This window comes from Enterococcus sp. BSD2780061688st2 D3 (genome assembly GCF_005844145.1).
Taxonomy (GTDB): Bacteria; Bacillota; Bacilli; order Lactobacillales; family Enterococcaceae; genus Enterococcus_B; species Enterococcus_B durans.
The window spans coordinates 67,568-84,988 of record NZ_SPHN01000014.1; the positions used below are offsets into that span (position 1 = coordinate 67,568).

Genomic DNA, 17,421 nt, shown 5'->3' on the forward strand with positions numbered 1-17,421 from the left:
CTTTTTTACTCCCCTTTGAACTGACTTAAGAAACGTAAGTCATTTTGATAGAAATTACGGATATCATTGACACCATAACGTAACATTGCCACTCGATCTGGTCCAAGGCCAAAAGCAAAGCCAGAGTATTCTTCTGGGTCGATTCCTGACATTTCCAAGACATTCGGGTGAACCATCCCTGCACCTAAGATTTCGATCCAGCCAGTGTGTTTGCAGACATTACAGCCAGCACCACCACATTTGAAACAGCTCACATCTACTTCTACAGAAGGTTCAGTAAATGGGAAGTAGCTTGGGCGTAAGCGGATTTCACGGTCTTCTCCAAACATTTTTTTCATTACGACTTCTAATGTTCCTTTTAAGTCACCCATCGTAACGTTCTTATCAACTACTAGTCCTTCAATTTGATGGAACTGGTGGCTGTGGGTTGCATCATCTGTATCTCTACGAAAAACTTTTCCTGGAGAGACCATTCGAAGTGCGCCTTTAGAGAAATCATGTTTTTCCATTGTACGTGCTTGGACAGGTGAAGTATGCGTACGGATCAAAATATCCTCAGAAATATAAAAAGTATCTTGCATGTCACGGGCTGGATGATCTTTCGGTAAATTCATCCGTTCGAAATTGTAATGGTCTGATTCCACTTCATTTCCTTCAACGATTTGGTAACCCATTCCCACAAAAATATCTTCGATTTCTTCCATGATCTGTGTCAAAATATGACGTGTTCCTTGTTTTACCTGACGACCTGGTAAAGTAATGTCGATCGTTTCTTTTTCTAATGCAGCATTTAATGCAGCTTCTTCTAATTCTTGTTTTTTACGCTCGATTTCAGCTGTTAAGAGGTCACGGATCTCGTTTGCAAAACTCCCTACTTTAGGACGTTCTTCTGGACTAAGATCTTTCATTCCACGTAAGACTTCAGTGATGGGTCCTTTTTTTCCTAAAGTTTCTATACGGATTTGATTTAATTCTTTCAAATCTTGTGCAGTCGTGATTTTAACGATTGTAGCTTCTTTCAAGCTTTCTAGTTGTGCTTGTAAAGACATTTGCCTGTTTCCTCCTTCAAAATTCAAATACAAAAAAAGACCTCATTCCTGTAAAGGAACGAGGTCTTCGCGTTACCATCCTAATTTACGGTCGAAACCGTACACTTACTTTCTTTAACGACAATTGCCGGTCTGGATCATCAGACGAACTCGGAAAGTGAACTTCATTTTTCAAACACAGGATCTGCTTACAGTCTATGACAGATCTCCCTGGTCAGGTTTATCCAAATTACTCTTTTTCGTCATCGTTCTTTATCTATTCAACTAACGTTAGTTTACAAGATTTTCTAAACAAAATCAACTGCATTCTTCCTCAGTGACCCACTTCTCACTCCAAACTTGCAATTGGACCATTGCTTTTTGGAGATCTGCGCCTTTTTCAGTCAGCATATATTCAGAACGACCAGAATCATTACATGAAAGGTTTCTTGTGACGATTCGTTCTCGTTCGAGCTCTTTTAATCGTTCAACTAAAACGCGATCACTCACCATAGGTATTTTCGCTGCGAGATCAACAAAGCGTTGCGGACCGTTTTCGAGCAATACATCGATAATCAACCCATTCCATTTTTTTCCTAATATCGAAAAAGTTTTTTCAAATTTAGGACATAGAGTGAATTCTGTCTGTGTTAGCTCCATCTTACTCACCTCTTTTTTAGAGTATAGCATATTACTTACAAAGTGTAAGTCGCAGTTGCTCAATTATTATTATTTATTAAGATTTATTATTTTCTTCGCACCCAATAAAATAAGATACACATTTGTCACTGGTTTGTCTAGTGCTTCTGACAAAGCTTTTTTGTATAAATTCAATTGTCCTTGATATTTTTGGACGATTTTTTCTATTTCCGCTTGATTTTCACCATTTGAAATATAGTCAGTTTTGAAATCATACAACTCGATAAACTCTGGAAATTCGATGTAGCCATCGACGATCCCATGGATCAGCAATTCATCGTCTTCATTTGGATACTGATCGAACACTTGATCAGCAGACAAGAGCATCGAAAATGGCTGTTCTCGTTTCACTAGTTCGCTATGTTGCACCAACCGTTTCCCAAGGTCAGTCTGATAAAACCACAAAATACCAGAAAGATCGATTTTTTTAGCGACTTTTTCATCGACTAGCCGTTTAGCGACCAACTCTTCTAAGAGAGAACGGATGGAGTCGTTCGTTGGCATCTCTAATGGAAGCAACTGCAATAAATAGTGCGTAGCTGTTCCAATAGAAGCAGCAGATATTTTTTGGCTTTTTTGTAAGAATTTCGGCTCAGCCAAAGTGTCTTGTGTGTAACGGAATTGCTGATTATATCTCCGTTTTTCATTGTTTTCCCAAACTAGTTTGGAATCAGACGTATCATCTGGATCTTCAAATAAACGCTTGATTTCTGAAACGGATTGGTAACTTGTTGTCTGGGTCGATGCTTTGTAAGGATAACTGTAAGCTAAACGGGCTTTCAATGATTCTTGAAGTGGTGTTTGATCTACCTTCACTGATTCAAGTTCTTTCTTCGTCTCACTTGCCAATGATTGGCGGTTCTCTACAATATCTTGTTGCTTCATCCATGTGATCGAAAAGCGGCTTTCCGACTGTCCCAACTGATTATGGACCGTTGTATCTTCCGCGTATTCCTTCATTTTAGGATGACGCATCAAGCTGTAACCGATCCAGTTCAGCAAACTGCCTTTTCCTTTCAAACGAGTCGACGGCTCTAAAACAAGGGAGGTCTGGTTAGCCACTTCTGACCAGACTTTCAACGTTTCTTCCTTATTTTTGTAAGAACCCACGATAAACAGTTTTTGTTCGGCACGTGTCAATCCTACATATAATTTACGCATTTCTTCAGACAATAATTTATTTTGTTTGGCTAATTTTATTGCTTGATAGGGCAATGTGTCGTAGAGAACGCGCGTATCAGGATCCATGTATCGGATACCTGCCCCTAGTTTTTCTTCAAAAGCATATCTTTTTCTTAAATCTTGGAGATTGAATTGTTTTGTCATATCCAATAGAAAAACAACTGGGAATTCCAACCCTTTACTTGCATGGATCGTCATGACACGCACTGCATTATCTACAGATGCAAGAACTGGCTCTGCAAGATCTTTGTCTTTTTCCTGCATTTTTTCGATGAATCGTACAAACTGATAAAGACCTCTGAATGAGCTTTTTTCATAAGATTTTGCCCGATCGACTAACGCATAGAGATTTGCTTGGCGTTGCGCCCCGGCTGGCAACCCAGCTACATATTCTAAGTAACCTGTCTGATAATAGATAGACCATAAAAGATCTGTAATGGAAGAACGGCGGGCTAGTTCGCGCCATATCTCCAACTGTTCACCAAAATGATTCAGCTTATCTGCAAGTTCGTCTGTATGTTCAGCTTGATAGGCAAGAACAGCTTCATAATACGTATGTGACCGATCTGCTAAACGAATTCGAGCAAGTTCTGGTTCGATCAATCCAACGATCGGTGAACGTAAAACAGATGCTAAAGGAATGTCCTGATAAGGGTTATCGATCAATTGCAGTAAAGAGACCATCGTTCGGATCTCTGTTGCTTGAAAATAGTTCTGGGCGTCATTCATTTCCAAAGGGATATCAAATGTCTTGAATATCTCTAAAATCGTCAGATTATTTTTCTTTGTAGGGGTCAAAAGAACGATATCTCTATACTCGATAGGTCGATTTTTTTTCATTTTTTTATCATAGATCATGAATTTTTCATCGATCAATTGGCGGATCTTCAATCCAGTCATGAACAATTCGCCTTCTGTTTTGTCTTCTAAAATATCATCCACTGGCAATTCGATCGTCGTTTCTTCCTGTTCTTTTTCGTAAATCAATATTTCTGGTTCAAATTGTTCAGTTTCTGGAAAATCAGGAAAACCAAGAACAAGTTTTGCCGCATCATCATACGAAATCTGACCTACTACTGGGTCCATGATTTGTTCAAAGACTAAATTTGTGAATGAAAGTACTTCTTTTCTGGAACGGAAATTTTCTGCTAAAACGATACGGCGTCCGCCTTCTGTTTTAGAAAAGGCTTCGTACTTTTGGATAAATAGGCTCGGGTCTGCTAAACGAAACGAATAAATGGATTGTTTGACATCCCCTACCATAAACATGTTACCGTTTGTTTCATTTGGTTCACGCAACCAGTAAAGAATGGCTTCTTGTAACTGATTGACATCTTGATACTCATCCACCATGACTTCTTTGAATTGCTTGCGATAATGATCGGAGGCTTCGCTAGGCAACCATGTATCATCGGTTTTTTTCGTTAATATTTGTAAAGCAAAGTGTTCTAGATCATTGAAATCCAATAGCCCTTTTTCACGTTTACGCTGGCTAAAACCATTCATAAATGCCTTTGTGACTTTTGTCATTTCTTTCACTAACGGATATGCTTTTTGGGTCAACTCTTCCATTTGTTCTGGTGACACAGGAAAGTAGTTTTTACCAAGTTGCTGAATGATTTTTTTTGCACGGTCTCTTAACTCTTTGACCTCAGCAGAGCGTTCTTTCAATTCGGCTTTCCGACTACTTTTAAACGTTGTGAATGTCAGCGCCTCTAATCCAGAGTAGGCTTCTGGAATCTTGTCTTGTAACAGATATTCATAGATCACTTGTATCTGGCCTTTTTCACCAGATACCTGATCGTACATTTTTTCAAGACCTTCTTCCTGTGCTAATTGCACCATTTCCTCATACAGTTGCACGCATTGATGCATATCAGCTAAAATCAGCGGACGAAGCTGTGTTTTGTATAGGTCAGAATCAGCGAGTCCATTCTCTAAGCGATAACTCTCACTTAACTTTGTTAACCACTCTTCTGGATCAGGATTCGCACGAGCAAATTCATAAAGTGAAAAGACCAGATTGGTTAGGCCATCATCTGAACGATCATTCGAGAAATTCATCGTCAATCGGAAAAATTCTTCCCTATTTTCAGCATAGAACGCCTCTCGTAATTCATCCCAGACATCTTCTTTCATCAAGATCGTTTCGGTTTCATCTGTCAACATTCGAAAAACCGGATCAATGTCGATCAAATAGTAATAACGGCGTATCACTGTCAGACAGAACGCATGCAATGTTGAGATATTGGCCGTTGGCAATAGGACCAACTGCTTAGTGAAGTGCTGTTGTCGAATGGGATCACTTTCTGTATTGACTGCTTCTTGTAGTGCCTCCTGGATTCGTTCCTTCATTTCTCGTGCGGCCGCCTCGGTAAACGTCACTATCAGCAACTCGTCCAGATTGACCCCCATCTTCAATTTCTCGATGACTCTGCGTACAAGTACTGTTGTTTTCCCAGAACCTGCTGAAGCTGAAACAAGCAAGTTGTCTCCTTGATCAAAAATAGCTTGCCATTGTTCATCGGTAAATCTTTCATTTTCTGGTTTTAAAGGAATTTGATTCACTCTTCTTCGCTCCTTTTTAGTATTCTACGCAGTGCTTCTTCTTTGTTCAATTTTTCTAAGCGGTGATAGTTGTTTTCCTTCAGCATCACATCAAATGTGCATACACTTCTAAACGGACAAAATTGACAAGCAATTCGTTCTTTGTCCTTATATGCTGGATTCAGCTTGATTTCACCAGATGTGATCTTGTCTCCCGCTAAACGCATATTCGCTCGGTTATGCGCCATAAAAAGCTGCAACTCTTCTTCTGTATAGAATTTATCTTTGCTGAAACTTCCTTTTTGATATTCGTCCTTCGCATTCTTTTTCACTGGGTAGATCAAAGAATTTTCTTTAGCTTCTAAAGAATGGTCCAACACTTCCAACAGTCCTGGATCATCGACAAACACACCATCATAGCTGAATTTCTTCAATGTGTCTTTTTCTACTTCGTTAGTATCCGTCAGTACCGGATTATGGACATGCAGATAGTAGGAACCTGCAGGACGAACAGCTGCCTTGCCTGTGAGACGGACCGCATCCATCAATGCCACATCTAAGTAGGTCAATAATTGCATTGCCATCCCATAATATGCTTCCGTCACATCAAAGGAACGACCACTAGATTTATAATCAACGACACTCAACCATGTTTCTGCTTCTTCAACAGCGACATCCACTCGATCGATTTTTCCACGTACATGTAATTTCCCGCCATTGTTCAACGGAAGTTCTAAGCCAGGGATACCATTTGCACCTGCGATTTGACCAAATAAAATCTCTGTCTGCAATGGTTTCAACCCAGTATTTCTACTTTGTTTTTGCAACGCCCAAGCTACTTTTTGAATCGTTTGCCCCAATTGATAACGAATGTAATTCATACGGGCAGAACTATCCAGAATCTCAAAACGTAATTCGCCAAACACTTCCTGCAGTACTTTTTCCGTAAATTCTTTTCGCTGTTTGTCCGTCATTTCAACTAATGACAACTGATTTGAGAAAAGCAATTTGAAGAAACGGTCTAGCGACTCATGGTAAAAATCTCCAGTAGCCGCTGGCGTTAGGCCATAAACCATCCGTTCTTTGAGTTTCAGCCCAAACTGTACAAAGTATTTGTACTCGCAATTATAGAAGTTCTCCATTCTGGAAATCGACGTATAGATTTCCTTGCCATAAAGCTCTTCTGCCATCTTTTGCGGCAGTGAGACAGGTACGTTTAAATGATCTTGGCTTTCGAAAATACGCAAAGCAAAATTACGCCATCTCGACTGTAAGACGACAGTCCGCAACTCCTGCCAGTAAGCAGCAAGTGGTTGTTTCTCTTCTTTAGCTAAACGATAGACACCATTGATGATATTGATCGCACTTCGATACGTGCCGACATAACAACTAGGATCGCCATCCAAGTGGAGATGTTCTTTTCGTTCGATTGGGATCGTTAAATATTCAAGGATACGACGTAGATACGGAGACATTTTCAATGTATTCGTATCGTAACTTTCCGCATAACTCAAGTACAAACGTTCCGTAGCAGAAGAAAAGACGAAATAGGCTTGTAGAGGCTCGAAGGACATCGTTTCTTTAGCTGGATCAAATAGAAACTGTTCTTCTCCCAATCTTGCGTTCAGTGTTTCTCTTTCTTCACTTGAAAGCAGTCCTTTCGTTTCATGACGATCAGGGAAAACTTGATCATTTAGGCCAATGGCAAAAGTGATTTTCGCCTGGTTTGGCCGAACAAGTTCCAAACGGTTGATTCTGACCTGATCGATTGCCGTTGGGATCTTCCCATAGCTTAAATTCTCTAATCCGCTAGACATGATTTCTTGGAACAAGCTCCAATCAAATGGTGTTTCTCCGTAGATCAACGCATATTCATCCAATAGATCGATCAATGCTTCCCATGTTTGTTCATGGTTCCTTGCTTCTGCTAGATTCCCACGTTCGATTTCCTGATTGCGCCAAAACAGTAATTGCTGCTGGACACCACTCTGAACTAAAAATTGGTAAAAGACGGACGCACCTTCTTGTCCAGTCTTACATTCTTTGATTTTTTCAAAAAAAGGAGGAACCATTTCTTTGAAGAAGTGGCGGATCTCGTTTGATTGTTTTTCTAACTTTTGAACGTCTTCTAATTGTTCCGCTTCAAAATCATAGGAAACAAATTGCCAGTCCTTTTCTTTCGTCCAATAAGTTCCCTGATAGTTATATGCTAATGCAACGTTTTCTGTCACATCCAGTTTTGTGCGGAATTGGTTTCGCATCACCTGCCAATTTTTTAAATCAAGTACCTCATCTTGTCGGCAGATGAACAGCTCTGTTTTGAAAAAACGCATGATGTCATTCAAACGATACGCATAACGATCTAATGCAAACAAACTATTGATCCATTCAATGAGCGGATGATTCTCCATCAGCTGATCTTCATCGACATAGTAAGGGATCGCCATTTCTTTAAAGATAGGTTGCAGCAGATTCGCATAAAGCCCCATCTCCTTCGTCAAGACTTGGATATCGCGATAACGATAATTTTCTTCACTGACTAATCGGCGGATCTCAACAGCTAATTGTCTGACTTCTTCAGTTGGATTCTCAGCCTCCCATATATGCAAGTCTTCTTGCTGCCCCAGTTTTATCGGCTTGGCTTTTTTATTGCTTGAAGTATCTTCCCAGACCGTTAATACACTCTGCAATGCAGGTGGCAGTGCTCGATCGACAGCATATTTTTCAACAAAAACCGGCACTTTTCGTTCTTTTGCGCTAGTGATCAACTGAAAATACAGTTTTCCAGTTTCATGGAATAAAGTCAGTACTTCTGGCATCTCGGCAATATAAGGCCGATCAAGTACCAGATCCACGACTAAATGCCCTTTTTCCATCATGAGTTGCAACAATTGGTATTCCTGTGCGTTCAATCGAGAAAAACCGCTGATGATAAATTTGACATTTTTCATATCTAGCGTCTTCATGTAACTCGCTAAAACAGTCAAAGTATCTTCAAACTTTAGCGCCCGCTTCATCAATTCCTCCTCGAACTCAGAGAAGATAAGCTGGAGGTCTTTTAATTTCAATTGCTGGTCTTCTTCCTTTGGTGTTCTCTCCTCTTTGAAAAGAACTAGATCGCTTGGAGAAATATTTCCCACACGCATTTCATTGTAAAGATCCTGCAATTGTTGAATAAAGCCTTTTTTATTGATTTCCCCACGAAAAATCGTTAATTTTTCTTCGTTTTTTTCCAATATTTGCCGTAAGATCATTGCCGACCCCGCTTCTGAAAGCTCATTGCCAGACAATAGAGTCGTTTGTGCTAACAGATACCAAGCTAAACGATAAAAACTAAAGACTTGAACGTTCGTTGTGCTGAAAGTTTCCTTGCCATTTTCTTTACGCAACTGCGCCAAAATCTCTTGCTCTTGTTCAAATTTATTATAATTAGGTACAAGGAAAAATACTTGATGGTCTTTTTCTTGCGCCAGCCACTCCACCGCTTCGGCGATCAACGTGGCGCGATGATCCTTCCGATTCGTTCCAAGAATAAATTGTAAAGTCATTTTCCTCCTCCTTAATGATCGAATTCCGTTTCTTATTTATTATAGCAAAAATGAGTGAACATTTGTTCTTTCATCTCTATTTTGAACAATAAAAAAAGAGACAATCGATAAACGACTGCCTCTTTTTTTAATGTTTATGGATTAACGGATTGATCCCATCAATTTTTTGATTGGTTCTTTGATCGTAAAGAGTAAAACAGCTCCAACGATTGCTACCACACCGACAATTCCAAAGTACATTGATTCTGTACCTGGTGTGTAGAAACGAGCGATTTGCGCATTGATTGCTTGCGATGAAGCATCAGCTAAGAACCAAATGGCAATCGTTTGCGATTCAAATGCTTTTGGTGCAAGTTTTGTTGTCGCAGATAAACCGACTGGTGATAAGCATAATTCAGCGATAACCACGATCAAGAAGCTACCGATCAACCATAATGGGCTAACTTTACCAGATGTTCCATAAAGCATACCTGGAAGCATCATCAATAAGAAAGACAACCCTGCAAATAGTAGTCCTAAAGAGAATTTAACCACAGTGGACGGTTGACGATTCCCTAATTTTGTCCATAACGTAACGAATACTGGTGTTAGTGCAAAAATAAAGATCGGATTCAATGATTGGTACCAACTTGCTGGAATAGTCATTCCAAACAATGTAGATTGTGTACGTTCACTAGCAAACAACGCTAAAATCGAAGAACCTTGTTCTTGTAGTGACCAGAAGATGATTGCTGCAATAAATAGTGGGATGTATGCCCAAACTTTTGGTTTTTCATCTGTTGTTACATCTTTTGAAGTCAACATTTTGATAAAGTAGTACAACGGCAACAAAATACCTAAGACACTGATTGTATTTATAAAGAAATCAATTGTTAAATGTCCTGTAACTTGTGCACCACCAAAAATAGCTACGATAACGATCAACGCAATCACTAAGTTGCGGATAAATCCTTTACGTTCTTCTTGAGACAACGGATTTGGTGCGACTGTTCCAACACCATCCAACGTTTTACGTCCTTGGATCACATATTGCAACAAACCGAAGAACATACCGATAGCAGCTAGTGAAAAACCTAAATGGTAGTTATAATTTTGACCAAGCGTTCCTACAATGATTGGAGCGATCATCGCACCTAAGTTAATCCCCATGTAGAAAATAGAGAAACCTGCATCACGACGCAAGTCTGTTTTCGAATAGAGATGCCCAACCATTCCCGAAACATTTGGTTTCAAAAAGGCTGTACCAATAATGATCAAAGCCATTGAAATAAACAATGTAGAAACTCCGAATGGCAAAGCAAGAACGATGTGTCCAAGCATGATGAAGATACCACCGAAAAACACTGTCCGTTTCGCACCTAGAACGCGGTCAGAAACCCAACCACCAACGATACTTGACATATAAATCAATGAACCATAAATGGACATGATCGCCAATGCTGACGCACGAGGTAATCCAAGGCCCCCGTTTGTAACAGTATCGTACATATAGTAGATAAGTAATGCACGCATACCATAATAACTAAATCGTTCCCACATTTCAGTAAAGAACAGTGTTGACAACCCCTTCGGCTGGCCGAAGAAGCCTTTGTCTTGCTGATTTTCCATAATCTATACCCCAATTCTTTAAATTTTCAGAAAATAACATATACACTTCCCGAAAAAAATAGCTAAAAAACTTATTTTAGAAATATATACTTATTTTCTATAAAAATCAGTAAAAAACGATTGGAAAATAATAAGAAAAAACATATACGAATTTAATAATTATATAGATGTCAATCTTGAAAAAGCGAATTGAAGTTCGTTTAATCGCAATGTAACCGTTCCCTTATTTATTGTGTTCGATTCATTTTTCATAGAGAAAAAATTTATTTCTTTTTACTGAGCATTTCTTTTTACTTACTTTTTGTAAGATGATATACTCCTTTTTGTACTCATAAAAAATATGCACTACGCAATCAAAGGAGATTTTAACATGACAACTTTTACAAATACATTGAAAAACCGTCGTTCTATCTATCATTTAGGACGTAATGTCACTTTATCTAATGACGAATTAACTGCATTGATCAAAGAAGCAATCAAAGAAAGCCCAACAGCGTTCAACGCACAGTCTACTCGTGCAGTGATTCTTTTTGGCGATGCACATGAAAAACTATGGGAAATGACGGAAGAAGCACTTCGTCCATTGACACCTGCTGAAGCATTCCCAAACACACAAAACAAATTAGCCGGATTTAAAAACGGATACGGAACTGTTCTATTCTTTAAAGACACTGATGTAGTCAAAGGACTTCAAGAACAATTTGAATTATATGCAGATAATTTCCCAGATTGGTCAGAACAATCAAACGGGATCGCTACTGCAAATACATGGGTTGCATTAGCAGACCAAGGACTAGGCGCTAACTTACAACATTACAATCCAGTAATTGATGATGCTGTAGCTAAAGAATGGGACATCCCTTCAAATTGGAAATTACGCGCTCAATTAGTATTCGGTTCACCAGAAACACCTGCTGGCGAAAAAGAATACATGAATGACGAAGATCGTTTCCGCGTATTTGACTAAACAAGCATCCTAAAGAAAAGCTAGGTAGTTACGAAAACCGTAACTACCTAGCTTTTTTAAGGTCATTTCTAAATCATGATCTCTTCTATGCTTGTTCACAACAACACACTATCCTTCATCTGAATCGATCATGATATCGATCTCAGCATCCTCATTTAGATGTTGCGCTAAAAAAGAAACTAATTCTTCCATCGAAACAGAGAATTTCATTAGTGGACCCCGCCAACCATTACGAAAAAAGTTCATTTTGATTTCGTTTGAACCTTTGGGCTGATAAAGAACAATCTTGTTGATCTCAGAAAACGGCACTCCTCGCTTATCAAAACTATTTAACACTAACCCTTCTTCCGTTATCCCCCGACTATCGAGTAGAAAACTGATGAAGACTAATGCTGATAAAATCCCTTTCGCTAAATCATCTACACTTGGTTCACTGATAAGTGTAAACCATAACACTAATATAGCTAAGAAAGGCACCACTAAATATACCCAGCGATTTCTAACTGTCTTATAGATGATTTCTCTGCGGACAAGCCAAAGAAACAAGCACATCGCTAGTACAAACAAAAACAATAATATCGTAAATAGACTAATCATTTACCTACACCTCTTTCCTTTTCTCACATCCAGAAAAAGAAATAAACCTCTACATAGTAAAAGGACTTGCAGCATCAAACCTGTTGTTGCATGTCCATATTTTCTTTCTTATTCAAATGTATCATATTTTGCCACAACCATACTGGCTTTTTCTTCTAGTAAATCTTGGTCCTCAGAAGCGCATTGAGCAACTTTGACTACGGCACAGTTTGTCATTTTTGAAACTACTTCGCCAACGACTGTCTGTGTAAACCCGATTGGCTTACATGAGTATTGCTCTCCTAAATTGATCATTTCTTCCGTCATCAAAATCCTCCTAAACTGCTAAAACTCTTACAGACGAATAATCCTCAAAAAAAGTAGTAGTACTATCTCAATTTTCATTGTCTTTAAAAGTTCGTTTTTTATTAATTGTTCTTTAACCTTATTGGCATTATAGCGTATTGATTTCGTTTTCACAATTAAAACAGTTGGCAAGTCAAAATATTTTATTTATTTTACAGAACAATCGTTATTTCTTAAGGGAAACTTGTTCTTTTTTAATTAGAAAAGTCAAATTTCATTTGTTTTTAAATAAAAACCATTATACTATAGGACAGACTAGACGAAGGAAGTATTCTAATGAAAAAAAAACACGCAAAAAAAATCATGTTTTTAGGTAGTCTAGCATTGATTTTTCTTTCTAGCACGTACTATGTTCTGCATCGAAACGAGGGTGAGAAAGCCTCTCTCTCCACAGCAGAACAAGTCAGCAGTTCCTCCTCAAAAGAAAAAAAAGAAGTCTTGCTTGATGTTCCTTTAGAAAATCAATTTGATGCACCCGCTTTAGAAAATGGATGTGAAGTAACTTCCCTTTCGATGCTTTTAGCTTATTATGGATACACTACGACGAAAAACCAATTAGCAGATCAGTTGACTTATGTCCCTGTCTTCAATGCAGACGGTACTCACGGTGATCCAAATGAAGGCTTCGTTGGTGATATTACTGGCGGCGATTGGGCAATGGGCGTCTATGTTCCTCCTATTGCTGCTTTAGCTCAAGAAATCGTCGGCACAGATTATTATACTGAACCAAAAACAGATGCGACCTTAAAAGATATCAGAAAAGCGTTGCAAAAAGAAGAACCTGTATGGACTTCTGTCACTATTGATTTTCAGGTACCTACTGACAGTGATTTCACAACATGGACAACCAATAATGGTGAAGTCAAAGTAACCCCTTTGATACACGCTTGTGTGGTCACAGGTTATGACGATACAACGATCTATGTCAATGATCCTTATGGAGAAAAAAATCGAGCTGTTCCAATAAACGATTTTAATAAAATTTTTACGGCAATGGGCGGCCAAATGCTGACTTTAAAGAAAAGCTAGTATTTTTTTTGAAAGTATCTTATACTCTAGCTAAAGAAAAAGAGAAAGGAGCAAGGGAAATGGAACGATTTATTCATAAAAAGATAGACCCAAATGACATGCCGATTATTTTTGTTAGAGATACCAAAGGGAATGTTCAACGAAAAGTATCAGTAAAAGAATGGACAAACCGCTATAGCCCTGCTTCTCTCAATGAGCTGGAAATAAAACTTTATCGTCAAGCTCTCAGTTATTATTCTGAGAAAGACTATTCAAAAGCGATCGATCTTTTAAAATTTTTGATCACTCGAACTGGTTATACGCGCTTTGAGTATATTGAACGCTTAGCTACAATTTATCAAATACTCGGCAACCAACAGGAAGAATATCTGCTTCTTACTACAGTATTATCTGCAGCAACGTTGATTTCTCTTCCGTCCAGTTTGATCAAAAAAATAGAGAAACGAGTAGTCCTACTTAAAGAAGTGCTCTACACAAAAGATTAATAACTTGCGTTTTTTTAATTAAGTGCTAAACTATTTTTGTTGATTGAATGGGATGTAGCCAAACTGGTAAGGCACTTGACTCTGAATCAAGCAATTGTAGGTTCGAACCCTGCCATCCCAATAAAAATAGTGAAAAACACACCACTACGCGAAACAAGCCAGATCATCCGAAATAGCTTCGTCTATTTCTTAGATGATCTGGCTTGTTTTTTCAAAAAACAACGATTTTATGATTTACCCATCCATAGGTTTACATAATAAAAATATAGTTTATCCAATAATTGCTAATGCTTTTTCTGGTACTGCTTGTTTGTCTATTTCTTCGTATGTTTCAACGTGTGCGCCTTTATTCGTGATTTTTAAATAGCAGTTCTCTTTTAAAACGGAAATGCCATTATATTCGATTGTCCGTTCATTTCCGTCACTGTCGGCAGCCGTCTGGACATATTTAGCTGTACCGTAAGAGTTGACCTCTTCAGGTTTCGTGGTTTTCACATATACTTCTCCCCTAGTCACAAGGGGATTTAGCTGATCCATTACTCCTGCCATCTCGCTATGAGAATGTTGCGTATATATTTTTAAACCAAATAACATAACACCAGCCATACAAGCAATGCCGACTAAAATCTTTAATACCTTCATTTTTTCCCTCCTAGTTGATTACTTTTCCATTATATAAATAAAAAAGCAAAGGCTCATCCGTCTATGGTTGTAATTTTCTCTCATACTTTGGCTCAGAAAATAGCAGATACTCCATAAAAAAACAAATGTATTCAGATGTTTGTTGTCAAAAAGATGGTGTGTATGATGAAATAGAACAAAAAACAGACAGATGTACAACCCGATCTCCACAAAAAAGATCCAACTGCCACAAATTAGGAAACATTTTGTGGCAGTTGGATCTTCTTTTTTCGTACTGATTATTTCGAGCAGCTTACTTAGTATAAACGTGTTGGATCATAATGATAAGTTACATTGCCATTGAGCAGCGCTTTACCTACAACATATTTACGATCCTCTAATTTAAGCCATGCTTCACGAAAGAGCATGACATCTTCTCTATTGACATCTATTTTCTCAATTTTCCCATCAATCAAATCCTGGATAAGTGCTTCATATGGATTCATCGTTTTCCTCCGTTCCCCATCAATAAGTGGTAAAAATTGGGTCGTGGACTGTTTTTGTGTCGAGATCCTTCCTTACATTCACCGTTGTGTAAAGTACTTTCTCAACTGGAATACTATAATAGCTATCTTCTCCATTACTAAAATGATGAACATCTTTTTTTGCTAATATCCCGTTGATTTTGTTGATTAATACTCTCTTTTCTACGCTGTTACTTACAAGATAGTAAATGACGCGGATATTGTTTACTAAATGTAAATCGACTTCTAACATTACTTGATCCATGAAATTTTCATCCTTTCTTTCGACACAATTATAGCAAGAACAGAGGAGATAATCAAAAGAATGAAAAAAACAACATTTATAAAGAAAACTTCCACGTATCGCTTGCGTATAATCTCACAAAGTGTTATTTTGTATCAGGGATTTTAAATAATAGGAGGCGTTATATGATTGCAATCGGACAACTGATATTTTATATTCCTTTTTTTATCATGTTGAGCATCCTTTTTTACTACATAAAATGGACGAAGAAAAAATTTTCCATTTTAATTGCCAGCCTCCCTTGCGCTTACTTCACTTATCAAATCTTTTCCTTTCGACATTGGGAAACGCCCATTGTCCTGATGAAGAATACCGCAGGACTATTGATATCTTCTTTACTTCTGATTCTTTGGATTTACTACTTATATAAACAGCAAAAGTAATATATATCAAATTCAAAGAATAGTTGGATGGGCCTGTTTGATCCAAGACATCTAACTATTTTTTACGTATAACAATAGATTTTTTCATTCTTAAAACGAACTCTTTTTAAGCTAGATTTAAGGTTGGATTCATATAGTTTACTCATCCCAAATAACCTTTTTTCATTTTTTACTCCTGAAAGAGCGAGGTTGGGACAGAAGTGTTTAACTCCGAGAAATAAGAAGAAATTCACGAAAAATGCTTTTCAAATTTTTGTGAATTTTGGCTTATTCCCGAAGGAGTTGCTTCTGCTCCCACCGTTTATTCGAGAATCTGTAGCAAACCTGATTTTTAGATTTGTCCCACATTCTTCTTTTCTATTTGTCCAAATCCTCAATAAATCGCATCGTACTGATCAATTCTTTGTAATCTTTACTATAAAGTTCCGTTAATTTATCTGGTAAAACGAACCATGCAGGATGGTACCCATTTACTGTTACTGGGAATCCTTTGTCCTGTGCATCCTCCCCATCCCATCTTATAGCGATTGCTTTTTTTGCATACCATTTGACTAAAGCAACGGAATAGCCTTTTCTCGTTTTCGTCCCATCTTCTAAAATAGCAAGCACTTCGATTTTTTCCTTTGGTGCCTTTACTTCTTGTGGACGTACCATGATAGTTCCCTCCCTCTTTTATTTCACTACTAATACACTGCAAGAGGCATGAGCAACGACAAAGGAAGCTGTCGATCCCACCAATGCTTGTTGGATTGCACCTTTTCCAGTAGCCCCCATCACGATCAAATCCACATTTTCTTGTGTTGGAAAAACAGTACCAATCAAGTGTCGTGGATCACCTGTCTCAACAATTGCATGGATTTCAGTCAAACCATATTCTTTTGCATCGTGGATTTTTTTTAACATTTCAACTTCGATCTTTTGTTTCTCTTCTGCATAGATCTTTGAGAAGGCATAAGCACTATGAGTCAACTCCACTTTGTTGATAATTGAAATAATGATTAACTCTGCTTCATTATCTTTCGCTAAATCAAGGGCTTCCAAAAATGCCTTTTCCGCTTGCTTTGATCCATCCACCGCTACCATTATCTTTGAATATCTATTACTCATATCATCGCCTCCTTGTTTCTTTCATTGTAACATCCTCCTTCAAATTAAAAAAAAAATACGCTGTTTTGACTATTTTTACTCATTTTTTTTAGAAAAAAAGTGTTTTATTGAACTTTTATCTTTATTTACTTTCTAATTTTAATAGCCTACATCCGCCCCTATAATAAAACTTTATGACTTTTTTCTCATTTTAATTCACATTTTCCGATAACCTGTTTGTTACAAAAAACGTAGATTTGTCACAAAGTGTCATGAAGCTATTACCTATGAAATATTTCCACGTGTTAAAGTATTCCTCGTTGAACACAACAAATACTTTTTAAAACGACGAAGGAGATTTTACATGAAATCACTTAAAACATTACTTTTTGGAACAACTTTGGCTGCCGGCGCTCTATTCTTTATGGGTACATCTGCACATGCGGACGAAGCTTATACCGTTCAATC

At 37.9% G+C, this 17,421-nt stretch carries 16 protein-coding genes, 1 tRNA gene and 2 pseudogenes; 7 read left to right on the top strand and 12 right to left on the bottom strand.

The features are described 5' to 3' along the window. Window positions 1-5 precede the first annotated feature (5 nt). From pheS to FGQ66_RS11415, 5 genes are all read right to left on the bottom strand, one after another. A complete protein-coding gene (pheS, locus tag FGQ66_RS11395; protein ID WP_005877080.1) occupies window positions 6-1,049 on the bottom strand; it encodes a phenylalanine--tRNA ligase subunit alpha in 1,044 nt (347 codons plus the stop codon). A gap of 297 nt (window positions 1,050-1,346) precedes the next feature. Continuing rightward, the gene (locus FGQ66_RS11400; protein ID WP_005877078.1) at window positions 1,347-1,688 is read right to left on the bottom strand and encodes a winged helix-turn-helix transcriptional regulator; all 342 of its coding nucleotides are present in this window, start codon (window positions 1,686-1,688) and stop codon (window positions 1,347-1,349) included. A 69-nt stretch (window positions 1,689-1,757) separates the two neighbouring features. Continuing rightward, window positions 1,758-5,477, bottom strand: coding sequence for a helicase-exonuclease AddAB subunit AddA (gene addA / locus FGQ66_RS11405; RefSeq protein ID WP_138302459.1), 3,720 nt, complete (start codon window positions 5,475-5,477; stop codon window positions 1,758-1,760). Further along, window positions 5,474-9,004: a PD-(D/E)XK nuclease family protein gene (locus tag FGQ66_RS11410; RefSeq protein WP_138302460.1), complete on the bottom strand. Its 3,531-nt coding sequence runs from the start codon at window positions 9,002-9,004 to the stop codon at window positions 5,474-5,476. Before FGQ66_RS11410 ends, addA begins: the two co-directional genes overlap by 4 nt. Window positions 9,005-9,145: 141 nt before the next feature. Beyond that, window positions 9,146-10,612, bottom strand: a complete 1,467-nt coding sequence (locus tag FGQ66_RS11415; protein ID WP_081133479.1) for a peptide MFS transporter — start codon at window positions 10,610-10,612, stop codon at window positions 9,146-9,148. A 370-nt stretch (window positions 10,613-10,982) separates the two neighbouring features. Between FGQ66_RS11415 and FGQ66_RS11420 the strand changes: the two genes are divergently transcribed. Continuing rightward, window positions 10,983-11,579: a nitroreductase family protein gene (locus tag FGQ66_RS11420; protein ID WP_081133478.1), complete on the top strand. Its 597-nt coding sequence runs from the start codon at window positions 10,983-10,985 to the stop codon at window positions 11,577-11,579. Window positions 11,580-11,687: 108 nt separating this feature from the next. On the opposite strand, the gene FGQ66_RS11425 is transcribed toward FGQ66_RS11420, so the two are convergent. Continuing rightward, window positions 11,688-12,176 carry a hypothetical protein gene (locus FGQ66_RS11425; RefSeq protein WP_081133477.1) on the bottom strand — a complete coding sequence of 163 codons (489 nt, stop codon included), beginning with the start codon at window positions 12,174-12,176 and terminating at the stop codon, window positions 11,688-11,690. A gap of 108 nt (window positions 12,177-12,284) precedes the next feature. Continuing rightward, window positions 12,285-12,482, bottom strand: a complete 198-nt coding sequence (locus FGQ66_RS11430) for a hypothetical protein (RefSeq protein WP_005877067.1) — start codon at window positions 12,480-12,482, stop codon at window positions 12,285-12,287. A gap of 315 nt (window positions 12,483-12,797) precedes the next feature. Here FGQ66_RS11430 and FGQ66_RS11435 point away from each other — a divergent pair, with 315 nt between their 5' ends. From FGQ66_RS11435 to FGQ66_RS11445, 3 genes are all read left to right on the top strand, one after another. After that, window positions 12,798-13,550, top strand: coding sequence for a C39 family peptidase (locus FGQ66_RS11435; RefSeq protein ID WP_171024608.1), 753 nt, complete (start codon window positions 12,798-12,800; stop codon window positions 13,548-13,550). Between the two features lie 59 nt (window positions 13,551-13,609). Then, window positions 13,610-14,035, top strand: a complete 426-nt coding sequence (locus tag FGQ66_RS11440; protein WP_005877064.1) for an outer membrane protein assembly factor BamD — start codon at window positions 13,610-13,612, stop codon at window positions 14,033-14,035. A gap of 48 nt (window positions 14,036-14,083) precedes the next feature. After that, window positions 14,084-14,156, top strand: a tRNA-Gln gene (locus FGQ66_RS11445). A gap of 149 nt (window positions 14,157-14,305) precedes the next feature. Here FGQ66_RS11445 and FGQ66_RS11450 read toward each other — a convergent pair. The 3 genes from FGQ66_RS11450 to FGQ66_RS11460 all read right to left on the bottom strand — a co-directional run bounded on the left by FGQ66_RS11450 (window position 14,306) and on the right by FGQ66_RS11460 (window position 15,445). After that, window positions 14,306-14,677 carry a YxeA family protein gene (locus tag FGQ66_RS11450; protein WP_005877063.1) on the bottom strand — a complete coding sequence of 124 codons (372 nt, stop codon included), beginning with the start codon at window positions 14,675-14,677 and terminating at the stop codon, window positions 14,306-14,308. 296 nt (window positions 14,678-14,973) lie between these two features. Beyond that, window positions 14,974-15,162, bottom strand: a complete 189-nt coding sequence (gene ykzS / locus FGQ66_RS11455; protein WP_005877061.1) for a protein YkzS — start codon at window positions 15,160-15,162, stop codon at window positions 14,974-14,976. Between the two features lie 19 nt (window positions 15,163-15,181). Beyond that, a complete protein-coding gene (locus FGQ66_RS11460) occupies window positions 15,182-15,445 on the bottom strand; it encodes a hypothetical protein (protein WP_005877059.1) in 264 nt (87 codons plus the stop codon). 164 nt (window positions 15,446-15,609) lie between these two features. Between FGQ66_RS11460 and FGQ66_RS15440 the strand changes: the two genes are divergently transcribed. Continuing rightward, window positions 15,610-15,867, top strand: coding sequence for a glucose uptake protein (locus FGQ66_RS15440; RefSeq protein WP_138302461.1), 258 nt, complete (start codon window positions 15,610-15,612; stop codon window positions 15,865-15,867). 189 nt (window positions 15,868-16,056) lie between these two features. After that, window positions 16,057-16,176, top strand: a pseudogene (locus FGQ66_RS15710) (DUF3788 family protein); the annotation flags it as partial. Window positions 16,177-16,224: 48 nt separating this feature from the next. On the opposite strand, the gene FGQ66_RS11470 reads toward FGQ66_RS15710, so the two are convergent. Together FGQ66_RS11470 and FGQ66_RS11475 are read right to left on the bottom strand one after the other, a co-directional pair. Next, entirely contained in the window at window positions 16,225-16,521 is a 297-nt protein-coding gene (locus FGQ66_RS11470) for a hypothetical protein (RefSeq protein WP_138302462.1), read from the bottom strand. A gap of 18 nt (window positions 16,522-16,539) precedes the next feature. Then, window positions 16,540-16,974, bottom strand: coding sequence for a universal stress protein (locus FGQ66_RS11475; protein ID WP_005877054.1), 435 nt, complete (start codon window positions 16,972-16,974; stop codon window positions 16,540-16,542). A gap of 343 nt (window positions 16,975-17,317) precedes the next feature. On the opposite strand from FGQ66_RS11475, the pseudogene FGQ66_RS15715 reads away from it, so the two are divergent. Next, window positions 17,318-17,421, top strand: a pseudogene (locus tag FGQ66_RS15715) (aggregation-promoting factor); the annotation flags it as partial.